Origin of the sequence: Janthinobacterium sp. BJB304 (assembly GCF_002735765.1) — a bacterium.
Classification (GTDB): domain Bacteria; phylum Pseudomonadota; class Gammaproteobacteria; order Burkholderiales; family Burkholderiaceae_D; genus Janthinobacterium.
On sequence record NZ_PDZN01000019.1, the window covers coordinates 138,653 to 154,991 of the forward strand.

Here is a 16,339-nt window from a genome sequence, read left to right on the forward strand (position 1 = left end):
CGCCGGGTCAAGCCTCGATGGCCTCATAGGCAAAACGGACTTCCTCGCCGAATTTGTCGAGGAACATCAGGGCGCGCACGCTTTGCGCCGCATTCGCATAGTCGCCCGCGTCGAGCTGGGCCGCCACCTGGGTCAGCAGCGCCTTGCGTTCGCCGCGCAGCTGGCGGTCCAGGGCGTCGAGCGCGTCGGCATCCTTGCCGGCACGCGCATCGCCCAGCTCTTCGCGCCATTCCATCTGCTGCATCAGGAAGCTGACGGGCATGGCCGTGTTCGATTCCGTCTGCAGATCGACGCCATTGAGTTCGCACAGGTATTGCGCGCGCTTTTGCGGGCTTTTCAGGGTTTGATAGGCTTCATTGGCGCGCGTGGCCCATTGCATCGCCACGCGCTTTTCAGCGCTGCTGGCGTTGATGAAACGGTCCGGGTGGACCTTGCCCTGCACGTCGCGGTAGGCAGAGTCGAGCGCGCTCATGTCGAGCCCGAACTGCGCCGGCAACTGGAATAATTCGAAGTGGTTTTGCATAATTGTCAGTGGTCGCTGTACCGCAATCGATGGGTACAGCGCACCGACCGGGGTCTTGCCAGCTGTTTAAATCCTGAAGGACTCGCCGCAGCCGCAGGCGTCTTTTTCGTTCGGATTGTGAAACTTGAAGCCTTCGTTCAAGCCTTCGCGCGCGAAATCGAGTTCCGTGCCGTCGATGTAAGGCAGGCTTTTCGGGTCGACGAAGACTTTCACGCCGTGCGATTCGAAGACGCTGTCTTCGGCCGCCGCCTCATCGACATATTCAAGCTTGTAGGCCAGGCCCGAGCAGCCCGTGGTGCGCACGCCGAAGCGCAGGCCCATGCCCTTGCCGCGCCGTTCGATATAACGGTTGATGTGTTTCGCCGCTTTTTCGGTCAGTGTGATCATGTATTTCTCCGTAACTGCCCCGGCCTTGCGGCTGGGGCGGGCTACCAACGATTAAGCTGCTGCCGGGTGACGCGTTTGATAATCCAATACCGCCGCCTTGATGGCGTCTTCCGCCAGGATGGAGCAGTGGATCTTCACTGGCGGCAGGGCCAGTTCTTCGGCGATCTGCGTGTTCTTGATGGCCAGCGCCTGGTCCAGGGTTTTACCTTTGACCCATTCCGTTACCAGCGAGCTCGACGCGATGGCCGAACCGCAGCCATAGGTCTTGAATTTCGCGTCTTCGATCAGGCCATCGGCGCCGACCTTGATCTGCAGTTTCATCACATCGCCGCAGGCGGGCGCGCCTACCATGCCGGTGCCGATGGTTTCATCACCCTTGTCGAAAGCGCCCACGTTGCGCGGGTTTTCGTAGTGATCGAGTACTTTGTCCGAGTAAGCCATTTTGATGCTCCTTTAATATTCTTGCCGGCCCCGTGAGCGGGACCTTCGTGTTGGTTAGTGTGCCGCCCATTGGATCGAATTAATATCGATACCCTCTTTGAACATGTCCCACAGCGGCGACAGCTCACGCAATTTGTGTACTTTCGATTTCAGCAGGTTCACGGCGAAGTCGATGTCTTCCTCGGTCGAGAAACGGCCGATGGTGAAGCGGATCGAGCTGTGCGCCAGTTCGTCGCTGCGGCCCAGGGCGCGCAGCACGTACGATGGCTCCAGGCTGGCCGAGGTGCAGGCCGAACCGGACGACACGGCGATATCCTTGATCGCCATGATCAGCGACTCGCCTTCGACGTAGTTGAAGCTGACGTTCAGGTTGTGCGGCACGCGGTGATCCATGTCGCCGTTGATGTAGACTTCTTCGATCTCTTGCAGGCCCTTGGCCAGACGGTCGCGCAAGGCCTTGATGCGGCCGATTTCGCTGTCCATCTCTTCCTTGGCGATGCGGAAGCTTTCGCCCATGCCGACGATCTGGTGCGTCGGCAAGGTGCCCGAGCGCAGGCCGCGCTCATGGCCGCCGCCGTGCATCTGCGCTTCCAGGCGTACGCGCGGCTTGCGGCAGACGTACAGGGCGCCCACGCCTTTCGGGCCGTAGGTTTTGTGCGCCGTGAAGGTCATCAGGTCGACCTTGGTCTTTTGCAGGTCGATGACGACCTTGCCCGTCGCTTGCGCGGCGTCGCAATGGAAGATGATGCCTTTCGAGCGGCAGAACGCGCCGATCTCGTCGATTGGCTGGATCACGCCGATTTCATTGTTCACCAGCATCACCGACACGAGGATGGTGTCCGGGCGCACGGCCGCGGCCAGCTGCTCGACGGTGATCAGGCCGTTGTCCTGCGGTTCCAGGTAGGTCGCTTCGAAGCCGATGCGTTCCAGTTCGCGCACCGTGTCGAGCACCGATTTGTGCTCGGTCTTGACGGTGATGATGTGCTTGCCCTTGGTCTTGTAGAACTGTGCCGCGCCCTTGATGGCCAGGTTGTTGCTTTCCGTCGCGCCGGACGTCCAGATGATTTCGCGCGGATCGGCGTTCACCAGGGCCGCCACGTGGCCGCGTGCCTCTTCCACGGCTTTTTCCGCCGTCCAGCCATACATGTGGCTGCGCGATGCCGGATTGCCGAACTGCTCGCGCAGGTAGGGAATCATCTTGTCGGCGACGCGTGGATCGATCGGCGTGGTGGCCGAGTAATCCATATAGATCGGGAAATGCGGTGCGGTTTCAAAGTGCACTTGGCCTACGTTTTTTTCTGGGGCGTTCATCAATAACTCCTGCAATCAGCAACTTGGTATTTTGTTATGTTCAACCGAGGGCGGCGTGGTTACGGTGCATCACCATCACGCTTTGTTCGGCAATCTTTTGTCTCTGCTGGTCGACCAGGTCCTGCAAGGACACAGAATCCAGATAATCGACCATTTTTTCGTTGAGCGTGGACCACAATTCATGCGTCATGCAGCGCGCGCCCGTGGCCGCGTCGGCGCCGTGGCAATGCTCCTTGCCGCCGCACTGCGTGGCATCGAGCGGCTCGTCGACGGCGATGATGATGTCGGCCACCGTCACCTTGTCGGCACGGCGCGCCAGGCTGTAGCCGCCGCCCGGACCGCGGATCGATTCGACGATCTCATGCCGGCGCAGCTTGCCGAACAGCTGCTCCAGGTAGGACAGGGAAATCGACTGGCGCTGGCTGATGCCGGACAAGGTGACCGGTCCCTTGCCCTGGCGCAGGGCAAGATCGATCATCGCTGTCACGGCAAAACGGCCTTTTGTAGTCAGACGCATACATCCTCTGGTCAACTGGTTTAAAATATTGCGGTTTTTCAACTCCTCAAACCCCGAGTAGTTGAATGATTTAGTCAAGTATAACAAATTCGGCGGGGTTTGTCAGAGCGCCCCTCGATGACCACAGGGCTGGAAGGGGCATGGCCGGCCGCGCCAGGCGCGGCGGCATCAGGAAAACAACAATACTGCTCAGGCACGCAGAGCGCTACGTACTTTCATTAACTCAAACCCCAGCAGGTTCAAGCCGTCCCAGGTGGCGGGGTCCAGGATGCGCGGATTGTCCGACGCCAGGCCCACGCCCCAGATGCGGTCGACGGGACTGGCTTCGACGATGACGCGCTCGCCCGTGCCCAGCAAGAATTTGCGCAGCGCGGCTTTTTGCGAGAACTTGGCGAAGTTGCCATCGAAGACGATGCCCGCGCGCGCCGCCTCCCACGCCCTGGCGTCAAAATTGGCCACTTCGCGCCCCAGCTTCTTCACTTCCGACGGCCGGGCGGCCGCCACGATGCGCGCCTGCACGGCCGTGTCGCCGAACAGGGCCGCCTTTTGCGCCATCATGTAGTGCTCGGCCGTGGCATACGTCACGCCAGCGAGGCTGAACGGCGACGGAAACCACTGGCTGAAGCAGCTTTTGTCGGGCACCTGCGGCTGCGCCGGCGTGTGGCCCCAGAAATACAGATAGTCGGGCTCGCCGCCCGCCGCGATCCACGCCTTCAATTCTTCCACGTTACTGATTTGCATATTCCCCGCACTTCCGCCAGACAGGCGATGATTCAAGCTCAAGCACGCAACAGTTCCATCGGGCCAAACAGGGCCTGCATGTCGCCGTTGCCGATAAAGGACAGATTATACGGATGTTCCGCCGTCACCTGCGGCAACGATGCCGCCACCGGCAGGCGTTTGATGAGCTCGGCAATCTTGCCCCACAAGACCAGTTGCGGCAAGGCCGCCCCGCCCTGCTGCGCCAGCGCTTCCAGCACCACTTGCAGGAAAGGCAGCCAGCCGCGCGCATCCTGCACGGGCGGCACGTGGGCACGGAATACCAGCGCCGCATTGAGCAGCAGGAAACCCTGCTCCGTCATCTTGCGCTGCAAGGCGGGCAAGGTCTGGATCACGCCGCTGCCGGCTTGCTGCGCGGCGACGGCCACGGGCGCCATGGCGACGCCGGACGTGTCGCCAGCCTGCAGCTGGCCATCGGCCACCAGCAACATCTTCATGAAGTTGCGCAGGGACGTGGCGCGGTTGACGGGTTTCGACAGGCCCGTCGCCGACCACAGGCTGCCCACGGCGCCATCCATGAAGCACACGCCCGTGGCGCTGTCGGCACGCGGATACGGTCCCTCGCCCACCAGCACGTAGCGCACCTGCGCCAGCGGCAGGGCAAAGGCGGCGAACAGCCGGCCCTGCGTGGGCAGGTAATCGTCGGCGGCCAGCGCCGGCAGGTAGGCGGGATCGGCCGCCATCACGGCGTGCAAGCCGCGCAGCAGGATGGGACGCCAGGAAGCATGCGCCAGGGACAGGGCATCGGCGATGCTGGCAGGAATGATGGTAGCGGTCATGGCGCGTCAGTAAAATATTTGGGCAAACGCAAATTGTAGCGCACCGGCAAGCCGGTATTGACTGCCCAAATCAAGCACGCATAAAAAAACCCCGCCTGTTGCCTGGCGGGGTGTTCTGGCTCGCGCCTTATAAAAGCTATTCGGCGTCGGCCTGCTGCGACGGATGCGCGGCGGCAAAGGCCGGCAAGCCGGCGCAATGCGCATGGATGCGCGCCACGCGCGGGTACGGCGCCAGGTCGATGGCGAAACGCTGCGCATTGAACACTTGCGGCACCAGGCAGCAGTCGGCCATCGTGGGACTGTCGCCATGGCAGAACAGGCCAGCTCCGGTCGGGTCGCCCTGCGCCAGCAGCGCTTCCACGGCCGCCAGTCCCTCGGCCATCCAGTGGCGGTACCACTCCTGCTTGGCCTCGTCCGACAGCCCCAGGGTGTTTTTCAGGTATTTCAGCACGCGCAGATTCGTCAGCGGATGGGCGTCGCAGGCGATCGCCAGCGCCAGCGCGCGTACACGGGCCCGTCCCAGCGCGTCCACCGGCAGCAGCGGCACGGCTGGCCGCGTCTCGTCCAGGTATTCGAGCATAGCCAGCGACTGCGTCAGGATGGCGCCCTCGTCGTCGAGCGCCGGCACCAGGGCCGACGGGTTGACGGCACGGTAGGCCGGCAGCAGTTGCTGGCCGCCATCCTGCAGCAGGTGCACGGGGATGCTGTCGTAGGCGATGCCCTTTAAATTGAGGGCAATGCGCACGCGGTAGGCGGCCGAACTGCGAAAATAGGTGTACAGCTTCATGGGACGCCCTCCCCTCAGGCGCGGCCGGCGTACAGCGCGACCGTCTGCTCGATGCTGCCGAAGATGCTGGCGCCCGCCGCGTCGCGCATCTCGATGCGCACCGTGTCGCCGAACTTCAGGTAGGCCGTCTTCGGCGCGCCGTGTTCGATGGTTTCATACATGCGCACTTCGGCCAGGCAGCAGTAACCCACGCCGCCGTTTTCGATGCTGGAACCGAACAGGTTGCCCTGCTTGTTCGACACGGTGCCCGACCCGACGATGCTGCCGGCACCCAGTTCGCGCGTCTTCGCCGCATGGGCGACGAGCTGCGCAAAATTGAAGGTCATGTCTTCGCCCGCATTCGGTTTACCGAACGGTTTGTCGTTCAAGTCCACCAGCAGCGGCAGGTGCAATTTGCTGTCCGCCCAGTCGGCACCCAGTTCGTCGGGCGTGACGGCGACGGGCGAAAACGCGCTGGCCGCCTTCGACTGGAAGAAACCGAAGCCCTTGGCCAGTTCGCCCGGGATCAGGTTGCGCAAGGAGACATCGTTGACCAGCATCACCAGGCGGATCGCTTGCGCCGCGTCGGCCACGCCGGCGCCCATGGCCACGTCGCCCGTAATCACCGCCACTTCCGCTTCCAGGTCGATGCCCCACTCTTCCGACAGCGCGAAAATGGGGTCGCGCGGGCCGATGAAGCTGTCGGAGCCGCCCTGGTACATCAGCGGGTCCGTGTAGAACGAGGCCGGCACTTCCGCATTGCGCGCCTTGCGCACCAGTTCCACGTGGTTGATGTAGGCGGAACCGTCGGCCCACTGGTAGGCGCGCGGCAGCGGCGAGTGGCACAGATTGGCGTCAAACGGCTGCGCGTCCGGCGCCTGGCCCGCGTTCAGGGCCGCGTAGGCGGTTTCGAGCTTGGGCGCCACTGCGTCCCAGTTGTCGAGCGCCGCCTGCAGGGTGGGAGCGATGGCGGCCACGCGCTGGTACTGGCGCAGGTCGCGGCTGACTAGGATCAGGGCGCCGTCGCGGCTGCCGTTTTTCAGGGTTGCGAGTTTCATGGAGTGTGTTCCTTGTTAGGCGTAGTGTTCAGATGGATGCCGTGGGCGGCGCTCAGGCGTCGGCCGGCGCGTGCATCCAGGCGGCGTGCTTCGGCGCGCGGCGCGTCTGCGACCATTCTTCCAGCATTTCCCATTTGACGGCGTCCAGTTTGGCCATCATCTCGGGCGTGCCCACGTTGGCCGCCAGTTCCAGGCGGTGGCCGTTCGGGTCGAAGAAATAGATCGACTGGAAGATGGCGTGATTGACGGGGCCCAGCACCTCGATGCCGGCGGCCACCAGGCGCTCCTTGGCGGCCAGCAGTTCTTCCATGCTGCCCACTTCCAGTGCCAGGTGCTGCACCCAGGCCGGGGTATTGCGGTCGCGGTCCATCGGCGGCTGCGTCGGCAGTTCAAAGAAGGCCAGCACATTGCCCTGGCCCGCGTCGAGGAAGACGTGCATGTACGGGTCCGGTGCCTTGGTCGACGGCACCAGGTCCTCGGCGATGGCGAGGACGAAATTCATGTTCAAATGCTTGACGTACCACTCGACGGTTTTCTTCGCGTCGATGCAGCGGTAGGCGACGTGGTGGATTTGCTTGATCTTCATGTGCTTGTCTCCAATGGATGGCGCCCGGGGCGCGATGGCTGGCCTGTTTTTCAGCTTTTCACCATTAGAATCGAGTTACAGCTATCATACAAACAATTTTTAACCATTGATTTATCGGATTATCTTATGAGTCCCAGCCTGCGACAGATGCGCGCCTTCGTGGCGCTGGCCAAGACCGGCAGTTTTACCCTGGCCGCCGAATACCTGCACGTGACGCAGTCCGCCTTGAGCGGCTTGATCAAGGAACTGGAAAGCGTGCTGGGCGTGCGCGTGGTCGAGCGCAGCACGCGCAAGACGCAGCTGTCGGAAATCGGCCGCGAACTGTATCCGCTGTTTGAAAAGATGATCGAGGACCTCGACGGCGCCATGGCCGGCATCGCCCAGCGCAAGGCGCTGAAGACGGGCATGGTACGCATCGCCGCGCCGCAGATGATGGCGTGCACCCTGCTGCCGGAAGTGATCGCCGCCTACCGCCAGGCGCACCCGGACGTGCAGCTGCGCCTCGTCGACTGCCCCGTGGAAAACGTGTCGGCGCGCGTCTTCAGCGGCGAAGTCGATTTCGGCATCGGCCCCGAGCGCGATCCGACGGCGGAAATCGCCGCGCAAGTGCTGTTCGAGATGCCCTTCGTGCTGGTCTTCCCCGAGCAGCATCCGCTGCAGCAGAAAGAGCGCGTCACCTGGGCCGACGTGGGCGACTATCCGTTCATCTCGCTGCAGGGGCAATTTACGGAACGCCTGCTGCGCGACATGCACGGCGCGTTCCGCGAACTGTCGCTCAATCCCTATAACGAAGTGACCTTCATGACGACGGCGCTGGCCATGGTCAGCGCCAATCTGGGCATCACGGTCTGCCTGCCGTACGCGGAACCGATGGTCAAACTCTACAAATTGCACATGCGCACCCTGCACGAGCCGGAACTGACGCGGCGCTTTTTCGTCTACACGAAGACGGGGCGTTCGCTGTCGCCGGCCGCCGAAAGCTTCATGGCCTTCCTGTTCCGCTTTGTCGAGACGCACGAGTGGAACGTGGGAGCGGACGGCCCGGCCGGCACCGTTTTATAATCCATCATCGCCCCCTCACCGCCAACGCCATGACCCAGCCTGACCAGCACGCCCTGTCGCCCACCGACGCCGCCACCATCGCCATCAACCAGCGCATGAACAAATTCGACGGCCATGCACAGGTGTGGCTGTTCGGCTATGGCTCGCTGATCTACAAGGCGGACTTCCCCTATATCGAACGTCGCCCCGCCAGCATCGCAGGCTGGACGCGGCGCTTCTGGCAAGGTTCGCACGACCACCGGGGCACGCCGATGGCGCCGGGCCGGGTCGCCACCATCGTGCCGCAGGCGGGCGCCGTGTGCGACGGCATGGCGTATCTGATCACGCCCGAAGTCTTCGCCCACCTCGACCACCGCGAAAAAAACGGCTACCTGCGCCTGGCCGCCGACATCACCTTCGACGATGGCAGCAAGGTCGAAGGCCTGGTGTACATCGCCAACGAGGAAAACGCCGCCTTCCTCGGCGCCGCCACGGAACTCGATATCGCGCGCCAGATCGCCCGATCAAACGGCCCCAGCGGTCCGAACAGCGAGTACCTGCTGCACCTGGCCAGCGCCCTGCGCGAACTGGGCAAGAGCGATCAGCATGTCTTTGCCATTGAGCAACATCTGGCGCAATTGAAGGATGCCCCGCCTGCAGCGCAGTGAGTGACGGCGGGCTGCCAGCTTGCAAGATGCAAGCGATGATTATCTTTTTATTGTGACAATTGGCGACTATCCCCCGTTTTATTAGCGCCCATAATCGGAACGCGCGATTCCTGATGCATGAATGGAGCAACGGTGCGCGTCAACAGGCAACGGGGCCGTCCATCCATCACAATCACTGCCCTGCACGATAGAAGCGACTTCATCGGAGCGAGACGACCATGTCCGACAGGTCTATGCTGCAACAGCATGGCAGGCAGCCGCATTCCATACTTCCCGGGACGGGTGCCATTGCCCCTGTGCAGGCCCCCATGTACCGCGGTAGCACCGGGGGCGGGCTGAACATCATCGGCAGCTCCCCGATATTCCAGCGCCTGCTGCGCATGGTCGACGCGGTGGCACCGACCCGCTGCACGGTGCTCATCAGCGGCCCCACGGGCTCCGGCAAGGAAATCATCGCCCAGCTCGTGCACCGGCAAAGCGGCGATCCCGGCGCGCCCTTTGTCGATCTCAACTGTGGCGCCCTGCCGGAGCACTTGATCGATGCGGAACTGTTTGGCCATACCAAGGGGGCATTTACGGGCGCACTCAGCAGCCGCGCCGGTTTTTTCGCCCAGGCGGGGCAAGGCACGCTGTTTCTCGATGAAATAGGCGAACTGCCGCTGGGCGTGCAAAGCAAGCTGCTGCGCGTGCTCGAATCGCGCAGTTTCCGGCCGCTGGGCGGCGGCGATACCCAGCCGTTCAACGGCCGCATCGTGGCCGCCACCCACTGCGACCTGGCCGCGATGGTGCAAGCGGGCCGTTTTCGCGCTGACCTGTACTACCGCCTGGCGGTACTGAACCTCGACGTGCCGGGCCTGGACCAGCGCCGTGGCGACGTCGCCGCCCTCGCCGCGCACTTTGCCGGCCAGCAAAAGCGGCCCATCCGCTTTACCGCCACCGCCATGGAACGCCTGTGCCGGCAAGCCTGGCCCGGCCATATCCGCGAACTGCGCAACCTGATCGAACGGCTGTCGATACTGGCCGAATCACCGTTGATCGATGCGCACAGCCTGGAAACCTTCCTGTCGGCGGGCAAGCCGGAAGACGCCGATCGCACGCTGCTGGCGGAAGCGCTGATGCGGCTGGACGGCGATGACAAGCTGGCTGCCGCGCAACAATTGCTGATCGACTATGCGATGCGCCTTGCCGATGGCAACAAGACGATCGCGGCCCGCCACCTGGGCATCAACCGCAAGGTCATCGAACGCCGCCTGCACGGCGACGAGGAGCGCAGCAATTTCGCCCGCGTCTGCCTGCTGGAGGGGCGCGCACTGATCGAGGCGGCCCGCTTCAAGGAAGCCATCGAAGTGTTGCGCCGCGGCCTCACGCTGCTGGCCGCCGATGCGCACCCCTGCACGGCACGCCGCCTGAGCTGCGACCTGCACCGCTGGCTGGCCATCTCGCACCGCGGCATCAGCGGATGGCAAAGCGCCGAAGCGCTGACCTGCTATCGGCAGGCATTGCAGGAGGCGGCGGCGCTGGGCGACGAGGTGGAAATCACCGCCCTGCGCTTCGGCATCTGGAGCACGCAGCTGATGGCGCTGGACCTGGCGGAGGCCCGGGCCACGGCACAGGACATGCTGCAGCGGGCGCAGGCGATAGGCGACACGGACTTGCTGTCGCAGGCCCACCTGGCCTTGGCCAACACGCTGTTCTGGCTCGGCGACTACCGCGAGACGCTGGCCTGCCTGGAGCGCGGACACCTGCTCTGCGGCGCGGTAATGGCCGAAACCGGGGGGCAGGGCCTGGACATCGCCGCGCTGTCCTCCACCTTCGAAGGCCTGTCCTGCTTCCAGAGCGGCGCCTTCCGGCGCGCGCGCCTGGTCATGGAACAACTGACATTGCGCGGCACCGCCGACAACCCGCACCCCTTCCATCGCGCCATCGCGCTGCAGGGCGCCGCATGGCTGGCCTGCATGTTCGAAGACTGGCCCCTGCTGGCGAACCTGGCGGCGGACCTGAAAACCGTCGCCAGCGAATATGGCTACCAGTTTTATCTGGGGGTGGGCCAGATATTCCATGCCTGCGCATTGGCGCCGGGCAACACCCATGTGCAAATCGAGCAGCGCATCGCCGACGGCTACCAGCACTACATGCTGTGCGAAGGCGGCATGCTCTTCCATTCATTCCAGGCCTGGAAGCGGGGCGAACTGCTGCTGTCGGCAGGCTTGCCATCGCAAGCCCGGCAGTTGCTGCACGGTGCCATCGAACTGGCGCTGGAACATGGCGAACGGGCCTATCTGGTCGAATTGCTCGACATGCACGCCCAGACGTGGATCGCGGTGGGCGACCTGGACAAGGCGGAACGCGAGCTGGGCAGTGCGCTGTCGACCGCCAAGGCGCTGGGCGCGGCGGCCGGCAGCCTGCTGGTGGCGACCCGCCTGGCGCAACTGCTGCTGCAGCGCGGACGCCGGCCCGAAGCGCTGGAGCACCTCACGCGCGCCTTGCGCGGCGTGGAACGCGACACGGCTTTCCCCCGGTTTGCCCAGGCGCTGCAGTTGCAGGCCACCCTGGCGCAAGCCTTTTCCATGCCATGCCAACCTGAGGACCCGCATCATGAGCTATCTGCTGAACCACGATGACCTTGAATCGCTATTGCTGGGAGCTTGCTTCTTCGGCAGTGGCGGCGGCGGCACGCTCACTTCCGCGCGCAGCCTGCTGGCCCAGTTCCACGCCGGCGATTATTATCCGGACGCCCGGGTCCGCGTGGTCAGCGTCGACGAAGCCACCGACGGCGATACCGTCATGGTGGCTTACCTGGGCTCGCCCGTGGCGATCAATGGCGCGCATTTTCCGCAGGGCCCCGTCGATGCCGTGATCGCCGTCAGGGAGCGCCTGGCGCTGGAAAATCGCACCTTGGCCTACCTGGCGCCGCCGGAGAGCGGCGCGCTGGGGTTTCTCGTCGCCTGCCTGGTCGCAGCCCATCTGGGGCTGGCGGTGATCGACGCCGACGGCGCGGGCCGCGCCGTTCCCTCGCTGCCCCAGCTGACCTATGCGGCCGCGCAAATCAATCCGCGCCCGGCCTTCCTCGTCAGCCAGGCCGGACTGCGCGTGGAACTCGACGTCCAGCCCAGCCAGGGCGTGAACGGCGCCCATTCCCATCAGCAAGACGTGGCAACGATCATTGACCAGATGATGCGCCCCATCGTCTCGCAAGCCGACTTCAAGCAGTTCGGCGGGCTGGCCATGTGGATCATGGCGCCGGCGGAGCTGGCCCGGGCGCTGCCGGTGCGCGGCACCCTGGGACGTGCCCTGCGCCTGGGCCGCGAACTGCAGGCAGGACGCTTGCGCAGCGCGGACGAACTGGTCACCTATCTGGCGCTGCAATTCGACATGCGCGCCCGGCCCCTGTTTCCGCAGGGCACATTCGTCGCCGCCGAAGTCGAATCGCGCAATGGCTTCGACCTGGGCAAGATCACCATCCGCGCCGGCGAGCGGCTATGCACGATCCTGTACCAGAACGAATCGCTGCTGGCCTGGGACAGCAGCCGCAGCAGCCCCATCTGCATGGCGCCCGACACCATCAGCTACCTGGTCGAGGGCGATGGCCAGGCCGTGTATTCGAATGGCGACTTGCTGCTGCCGGACGGCTCCCTCAACCCGGCCCTCCTGCAGCGCAAGGTGACGCTGCTGGGCCTGGAAGCCAATCCCGTACTGCGCGAACGGGGCGGCCTGATACTGGACAGCTTCATGCAACTGCTCGACACCATCGGCTACCTGGGGCCGTATGTGCCGCTCAGTGGCAATGCCGGCGCAGCGGCAGGGAGCGCCGCATGAAGGCGCTGCGCATCTGCATCGTGGCGCCGGTGGCCACCGACGCCTACAACCAGCGCCTGCTGGCCGCCATCGACCCCGTGATGCCGCCCGATGTCGAAGTGACTGTGCGCAATATCTCCACCGGACACGACTGCATCGAATACCGCGTCGACTGGCTGCAAAACGGCTATCCGGTGGTGCAACTGGCCAGGGAAATCGAACGCGACGGCTATGACGGCATCTGGCTCAGCGACTTCGACATGTGCGGCGTGGAGGCGGCGCGCGAAGTGATCGACATCCCCATCCTCGGCGGCTTTCCGCCCGCCGCCTTTACCGCGCTGGCACTGAGCCAGCGCCTGTCGATCATGACGATACTGCCCAGCACGCTCGCCATGCAGCAGGGCCACATGCAAGCCTACGGCTTGCAGGACAGCTTCGCCTCCATCCGCTCCATCGACTGTCCCGTCGGCGACCTCGACAAGCTGGACAAGGTGGTGGAAAAAACCTTCCAGGCCGCCATGCTGGCCGTCCAGGAAGACGGCGCCCAATCCATCCTGCTCGGCTGCACCGGCTTTGTCGGCGTCGCCGCGCGCGTCACCGTCCTGCTGGAAGACGCGCTGCACACCTATGTGCCGGTGATCGATCCGAACCAGGCAGGCTTCAGCTTCCTGGTTTCCCTCGTGCGCATGGGCCTGCGCCCCAGCCGCGCCTGCTACAGCAAGCATCGCTGATGCAGCACACGCGCCGGGGCCACGCCATTTCGTGGCCCCGGCGTCCCTCCTTCCCCGCCCGCCGTTTTCGTCCATCCCAGCCAAAAAGGGTGGACGATATGCGCCAGTATTGTTGCGTCATGACAAGGTAAATCAGCCCCATCCCTTGCAAATCAAGCACTTGGCGTTCTGGCACATCCCTTGCTAAATATCAAGCTATCGGCGCCTGGCAAACAGGCGCCGCAGCAGGCAGGCGGCGCACCTCGAATGGCGTGCCGCACGCCCTCCAGGACCCAGCAAGGAGCCCGGCCGTGCCGACGATTATGGAAGAATCCACCACCCAGGACAGCCTGGCCAATCATGGCTTGCTGCCCGGCCTGGCTGCCTTACAAGAAGGCAACATCGGCTGTGCCGACATCTGCATCGCCGTGCTCGACGGTCCCGTCGATACCAGCCACCCCTGTTTTGCCGGGGCCAGGCTGCAACGGATCGATACCCTCGCCACGGGCTCCAGCGGCAGCGGACGGGCATCGCAGCACGGCACGCACGTCGCCAGTATCATCTTTGGCCAGCCCGGCAGCCCCGTCACGGGCCTGGCCCCCCATTGTCGGGGCTTGATCCTGCCCATCTTTGCCGACCGCGCCGACGGCGCCGTGACGCAATGCACGCAGCTCGACCTGGCCCGCGCCATCACCCAGGCCGTCGAGCACGGCGCGCACATCATCAACGTCAGCGGCGGCGAACTGTCCGACAGCGGCGCCGCCGATGGCCTGCTGCAAAAAGCCATACAACTGTGCCATGAACGCAACGTCCTGCTGGTGGCGGCGGCAGGCAATGACGGTTGCGATTGCCTGCACATCCCCGCCTCCATCGAGTACACGCTGGTGGTCGGCGCCCTGGACCGGCAAGGCGCTCCCATGCCCAACAGCAACTGGGGCGAAGCCTATCGCTCGCGCGGCCTCATGGCACCGGGCACCGATATCCTCGGCGCCGCTCCCGCGGGGCACGTGCGCGTCAACAGCGGCACCAGCTTTGCCACCCCGATCGTCTCGGCCATCGCAGCCTTGCTGCTATGCCGGCAACACCAACATGGGGATCGTCCTGACCCTCGTGGAGTTTGCAGCGCACTGCTGCAGAGCGCAACGCGTTGCAACACCAATGGCGAGCTGGACTGTCGCCGCCTCCTGACTGGGACATTGAATGTGCCGGGCGCCACTCAACTATTATTAAAAGGGAAAATTGAAATGTCAGACGATACTGTGATTGAAGCGAGCCCAGCCAATGCCGACACTTCCGCGCAGGCGCATCCGCTCAGCATCCCCATGTTGGAAACCTCCTCCCCGGCCACGCTCGCCGCCCCTGCCGGCGCTGCGCGGCAAGGCATCGCCGCTTCCGGCATCGATGCCTCCGATTGCGGCTGCGGCGGCGGGGCTGCCAAGGGTCCGACGCTGGTGTATGCACTGGGCAACCTGGGCATCGACTTCGGCAGCGAAGCGCGCCGCGATTCCTTTGTCCAGGCCATGCCATTGGACAGAAACAATCCGAGCGATCCGCAGCAATTGATCGAATTCCTGCGCGCAAAGCCATATTTCCGCCAATCGCTGACCTGGACCGTCAACCTGGACGCCACGCCGATTTACGCGGTCGTCCCCGTCGGTCCGTATGCCGACCTGACCTATGAACTGCTGTTCGAGGCCTATGTCGGCACCATCGATGGCCTGGTCGTCATGAATTCGTTTCCCGGCATAATCTCGGGCGCCGCCAGGCTGATGTCCGGCCAGGTCGTTCCCGTGATCCAGCCGGCCATCCGGGGCATGTTCAGCTGGAATGTGCCGCAGCTGATCGACAGCCTGATGGCGGTGCAGGACAGCCTGGACATCAACAGCAGCAACACGGGCGCGCGCCTGGAAAACTTCCTGAACCGCATCTATTACGACTTCCGCAACCTGGGCGTCACGGGCATGGACCGCGCGCTCAACTTCTCGGCCACGAATGCCATGCAAGCGGCGGAAATGCTGGCCAAGACCACCGGCATGCAGCTCGATACCATCGTCGTGCAACAGAGCCCCGTGTGCCGCCCAGGCTCCGAGTGCTACGACATCATCATGACCTTCTTCAACCCGGAAAACCTGCAGGTAGCCAACACGGTCGCCCGTTTCGCCGTCGACGTCAGCGACGTGATACCGGTCAGCGTCGGCGCAGTGCGCTACTGGTCGCAACGCTAACCCCAACAGCATTTGAATTGTCGGGGCACGTGGGCGCAGCGATGCATACACGCGCTTCAGCATACGGTCGTTGGCGGGAAACGATCAGCACCGTACTTCGGTACGCACACCCATTGCCGTTGCCCGCGGCGGCGCCACCACAAGGAGTTTTAAAATGAACAATCTGCCATTGCAAGCCAAAGCCGTACAACGCAGCCCCAGCATCTCCGCCATCAGCCAGGGTGTCGCCCCTTCCGGCATTGCCTGCACCCTGTGCCAAATGGGTTGCAGCGCCTTGAGCGGCACCGCACAGCAACTCTGCCTGGCTGCTTGCGCCGCCACCGTTTGCTGATCAAGCCAGCAGGATCGAGCCATTCCGGCTAAACCCGGCATGCCTGCGGGCGATGCGTTTCTCGTCGCCCGTTCAACCTGCCGGCATCACCCACGATTGAGGAAGGACAGCGATGCGACTCCCACTACAAAGCCCGCCTGTTTCGCGCAGCGCGCGTGGCCCTATCAATGCGCAAGCCAGCGGCCCGCACGCGAGCGGTATGCAGCCGTCCGCCTGCGGACCGACCAACACGGGCCAGGGCCAGTGCTTCGATACGCACGGGCCGATAGGCGGCCCGACGGCCCACAATTGCAGCGCCTGCTGCGCCCGGCGCGGTGCGATTCACTGGCAAGGCGTGAATGGCACCTTTGCCATCTGCCAATAAACACCGATTCGGCCAGCAGTATCCCCGCCTTCTGGCCTCTGCCGGAAGCGGGGACTG

The 16,339-nt window shown here is 64.0% G+C and carries 17 protein-coding genes; 7 read left to right on the forward strand and 10 right to left on the reverse strand.

The annotated features are described in order from the left end of the window. Positions 1–7: 7 nt before the first annotated feature. The 10 genes from hscB to CSQ95_RS21650 form a co-directional block, all read right to left on the reverse strand. Entirely contained in the window at positions 8–523 is a 516-nt protein-coding gene (hscB, locus tag CSQ95_RS21605; RefSeq protein WP_099410983.1) for a Fe-S protein assembly co-chaperone HscB, read from the reverse strand. 66 nt (positions 524–589) lie between these two features. Continuing rightward, on the reverse strand, positions 590–910 hold the full coding sequence (iscA, locus tag CSQ95_RS21610) for an iron-sulfur cluster assembly protein IscA (RefSeq protein ID WP_034750079.1): 321 nt from the start codon (positions 908–910) through the stop codon (positions 590–592). 51 nt (positions 911–961) lie between these two features. After that, positions 962–1,351, reverse strand: a complete 390-nt coding sequence (iscU, locus tag CSQ95_RS21615) for a Fe-S cluster assembly scaffold IscU (RefSeq protein ID WP_034779562.1) — start codon at positions 1,349–1,351, stop codon at positions 962–964. Between the two features lie 54 nt (positions 1,352–1,405). Beyond that, entirely contained in the window at positions 1,406–2,662 is a 1,257-nt protein-coding gene (locus tag CSQ95_RS21620; protein WP_070224138.1) for an IscS subfamily cysteine desulfurase, read from the reverse strand. Between the two features lie 40 nt (positions 2,663–2,702). Continuing rightward, positions 2,703–3,179, reverse strand: coding sequence for a Fe-S cluster assembly transcriptional regulator IscR (gene iscR / locus CSQ95_RS21625; RefSeq protein ID WP_034779566.1), 477 nt, complete (start codon positions 3,177–3,179; stop codon positions 2,703–2,705). A gap of 189 nt (positions 3,180–3,368) precedes the next feature. Further along, the gene (locus tag CSQ95_RS21630) at positions 3,369–3,920 is read right to left on the reverse strand and encodes an NADAR family protein (protein ID WP_099410984.1); all 552 of its coding nucleotides are present in this window, start codon (positions 3,918–3,920) and stop codon (positions 3,369–3,371) included. Between the two features lie 38 nt (positions 3,921–3,958). Continuing rightward, on the reverse strand, positions 3,959–4,738 hold the full coding sequence (locus tag CSQ95_RS21635) for a uracil-DNA glycosylase (RefSeq protein ID WP_099410985.1): 780 nt from the start codon (positions 4,736–4,738) through the stop codon (positions 3,959–3,961). 136 nt (positions 4,739–4,874) lie between these two features. After that, complete coding sequence (maiA, locus tag CSQ95_RS21640) at positions 4,875–5,525, reverse strand: maleylacetoacetate isomerase (RefSeq protein ID WP_099410986.1); 651 nt, start codon at positions 5,523–5,525, stop codon at positions 4,875–4,877. Positions 5,526–5,539: 14 nt separating this feature from the next. After that, entirely contained in the window at positions 5,540–6,562 is a 1,023-nt protein-coding gene (locus tag CSQ95_RS21645) for a fumarylacetoacetate hydrolase family protein (RefSeq protein WP_099410987.1), read from the reverse strand. Between the two features lie 52 nt (positions 6,563–6,614). After that, complete coding sequence (locus CSQ95_RS21650) at positions 6,615–7,148, reverse strand: VOC family protein (RefSeq protein WP_070311278.1); 534 nt, start codon at positions 7,146–7,148, stop codon at positions 6,615–6,617. 126 nt (positions 7,149–7,274) lie between these two features. Here CSQ95_RS21650 and CSQ95_RS21655 point away from each other — a divergent pair, with 126 nt between their 5' ends. From CSQ95_RS21655 to CSQ95_RS29725, 7 genes are all read left to right on the forward strand, one after another. After that, on the forward strand, positions 7,275–8,210 hold the full coding sequence (locus tag CSQ95_RS21655) for a LysR family transcriptional regulator (RefSeq protein ID WP_099410988.1): 936 nt from the start codon (positions 7,275–7,277) through the stop codon (positions 8,208–8,210). A 29-nt stretch (positions 8,211–8,239) separates the two neighbouring features. Further along, the gene (locus CSQ95_RS21660) at positions 8,240–8,857 is read left to right on the forward strand and encodes a gamma-glutamylcyclotransferase (RefSeq protein WP_099410989.1); all 618 of its coding nucleotides are present in this window, start codon (positions 8,240–8,242) and stop codon (positions 8,855–8,857) included. Positions 8,858–9,165: 308 nt separating this feature from the next. Further along, complete coding sequence (locus tag CSQ95_RS21665) at positions 9,166–11,478, forward strand: sigma-54 dependent transcriptional regulator (RefSeq protein WP_257218139.1); 2,313 nt, start codon at positions 9,166–9,168, stop codon at positions 11,476–11,478. Next, a complete protein-coding gene (locus tag CSQ95_RS21670) occupies positions 11,453–12,673 on the forward strand; it encodes a DUF917 domain-containing protein (protein ID WP_099410990.1) in 1,221 nt (406 codons plus the stop codon). The genes CSQ95_RS21665 and CSQ95_RS21670 overlap by 26 nt, the downstream gene beginning before the upstream one ends. Beyond that, the gene (locus tag CSQ95_RS21675; protein ID WP_099410991.1) at positions 12,670–13,383 is read left to right on the forward strand and encodes an aspartate/glutamate racemase family protein; all 714 of its coding nucleotides are present in this window, start codon (positions 12,670–12,672) and stop codon (positions 13,381–13,383) included. Before CSQ95_RS21670 ends, CSQ95_RS21675 begins: the two co-directional genes overlap by 4 nt. A gap of 290 nt (positions 13,384–13,673) precedes the next feature. Further along, on the forward strand, positions 13,674–15,587 hold the full coding sequence (locus CSQ95_RS21680) for a S8 family serine peptidase (protein WP_218963633.1): 1,914 nt from the start codon (positions 13,674–13,676) through the stop codon (positions 15,585–15,587). A gap of 154 nt (positions 15,588–15,741) precedes the next feature. Continuing rightward, positions 15,742–15,918 (forward strand): hypothetical protein, encoded by a 177-nt coding sequence (locus CSQ95_RS29725; protein WP_180279128.1) that lies wholly within the window; start codon positions 15,742–15,744, stop codon positions 15,916–15,918. Positions 15,919–16,339 lie beyond the last annotated feature (421 nt).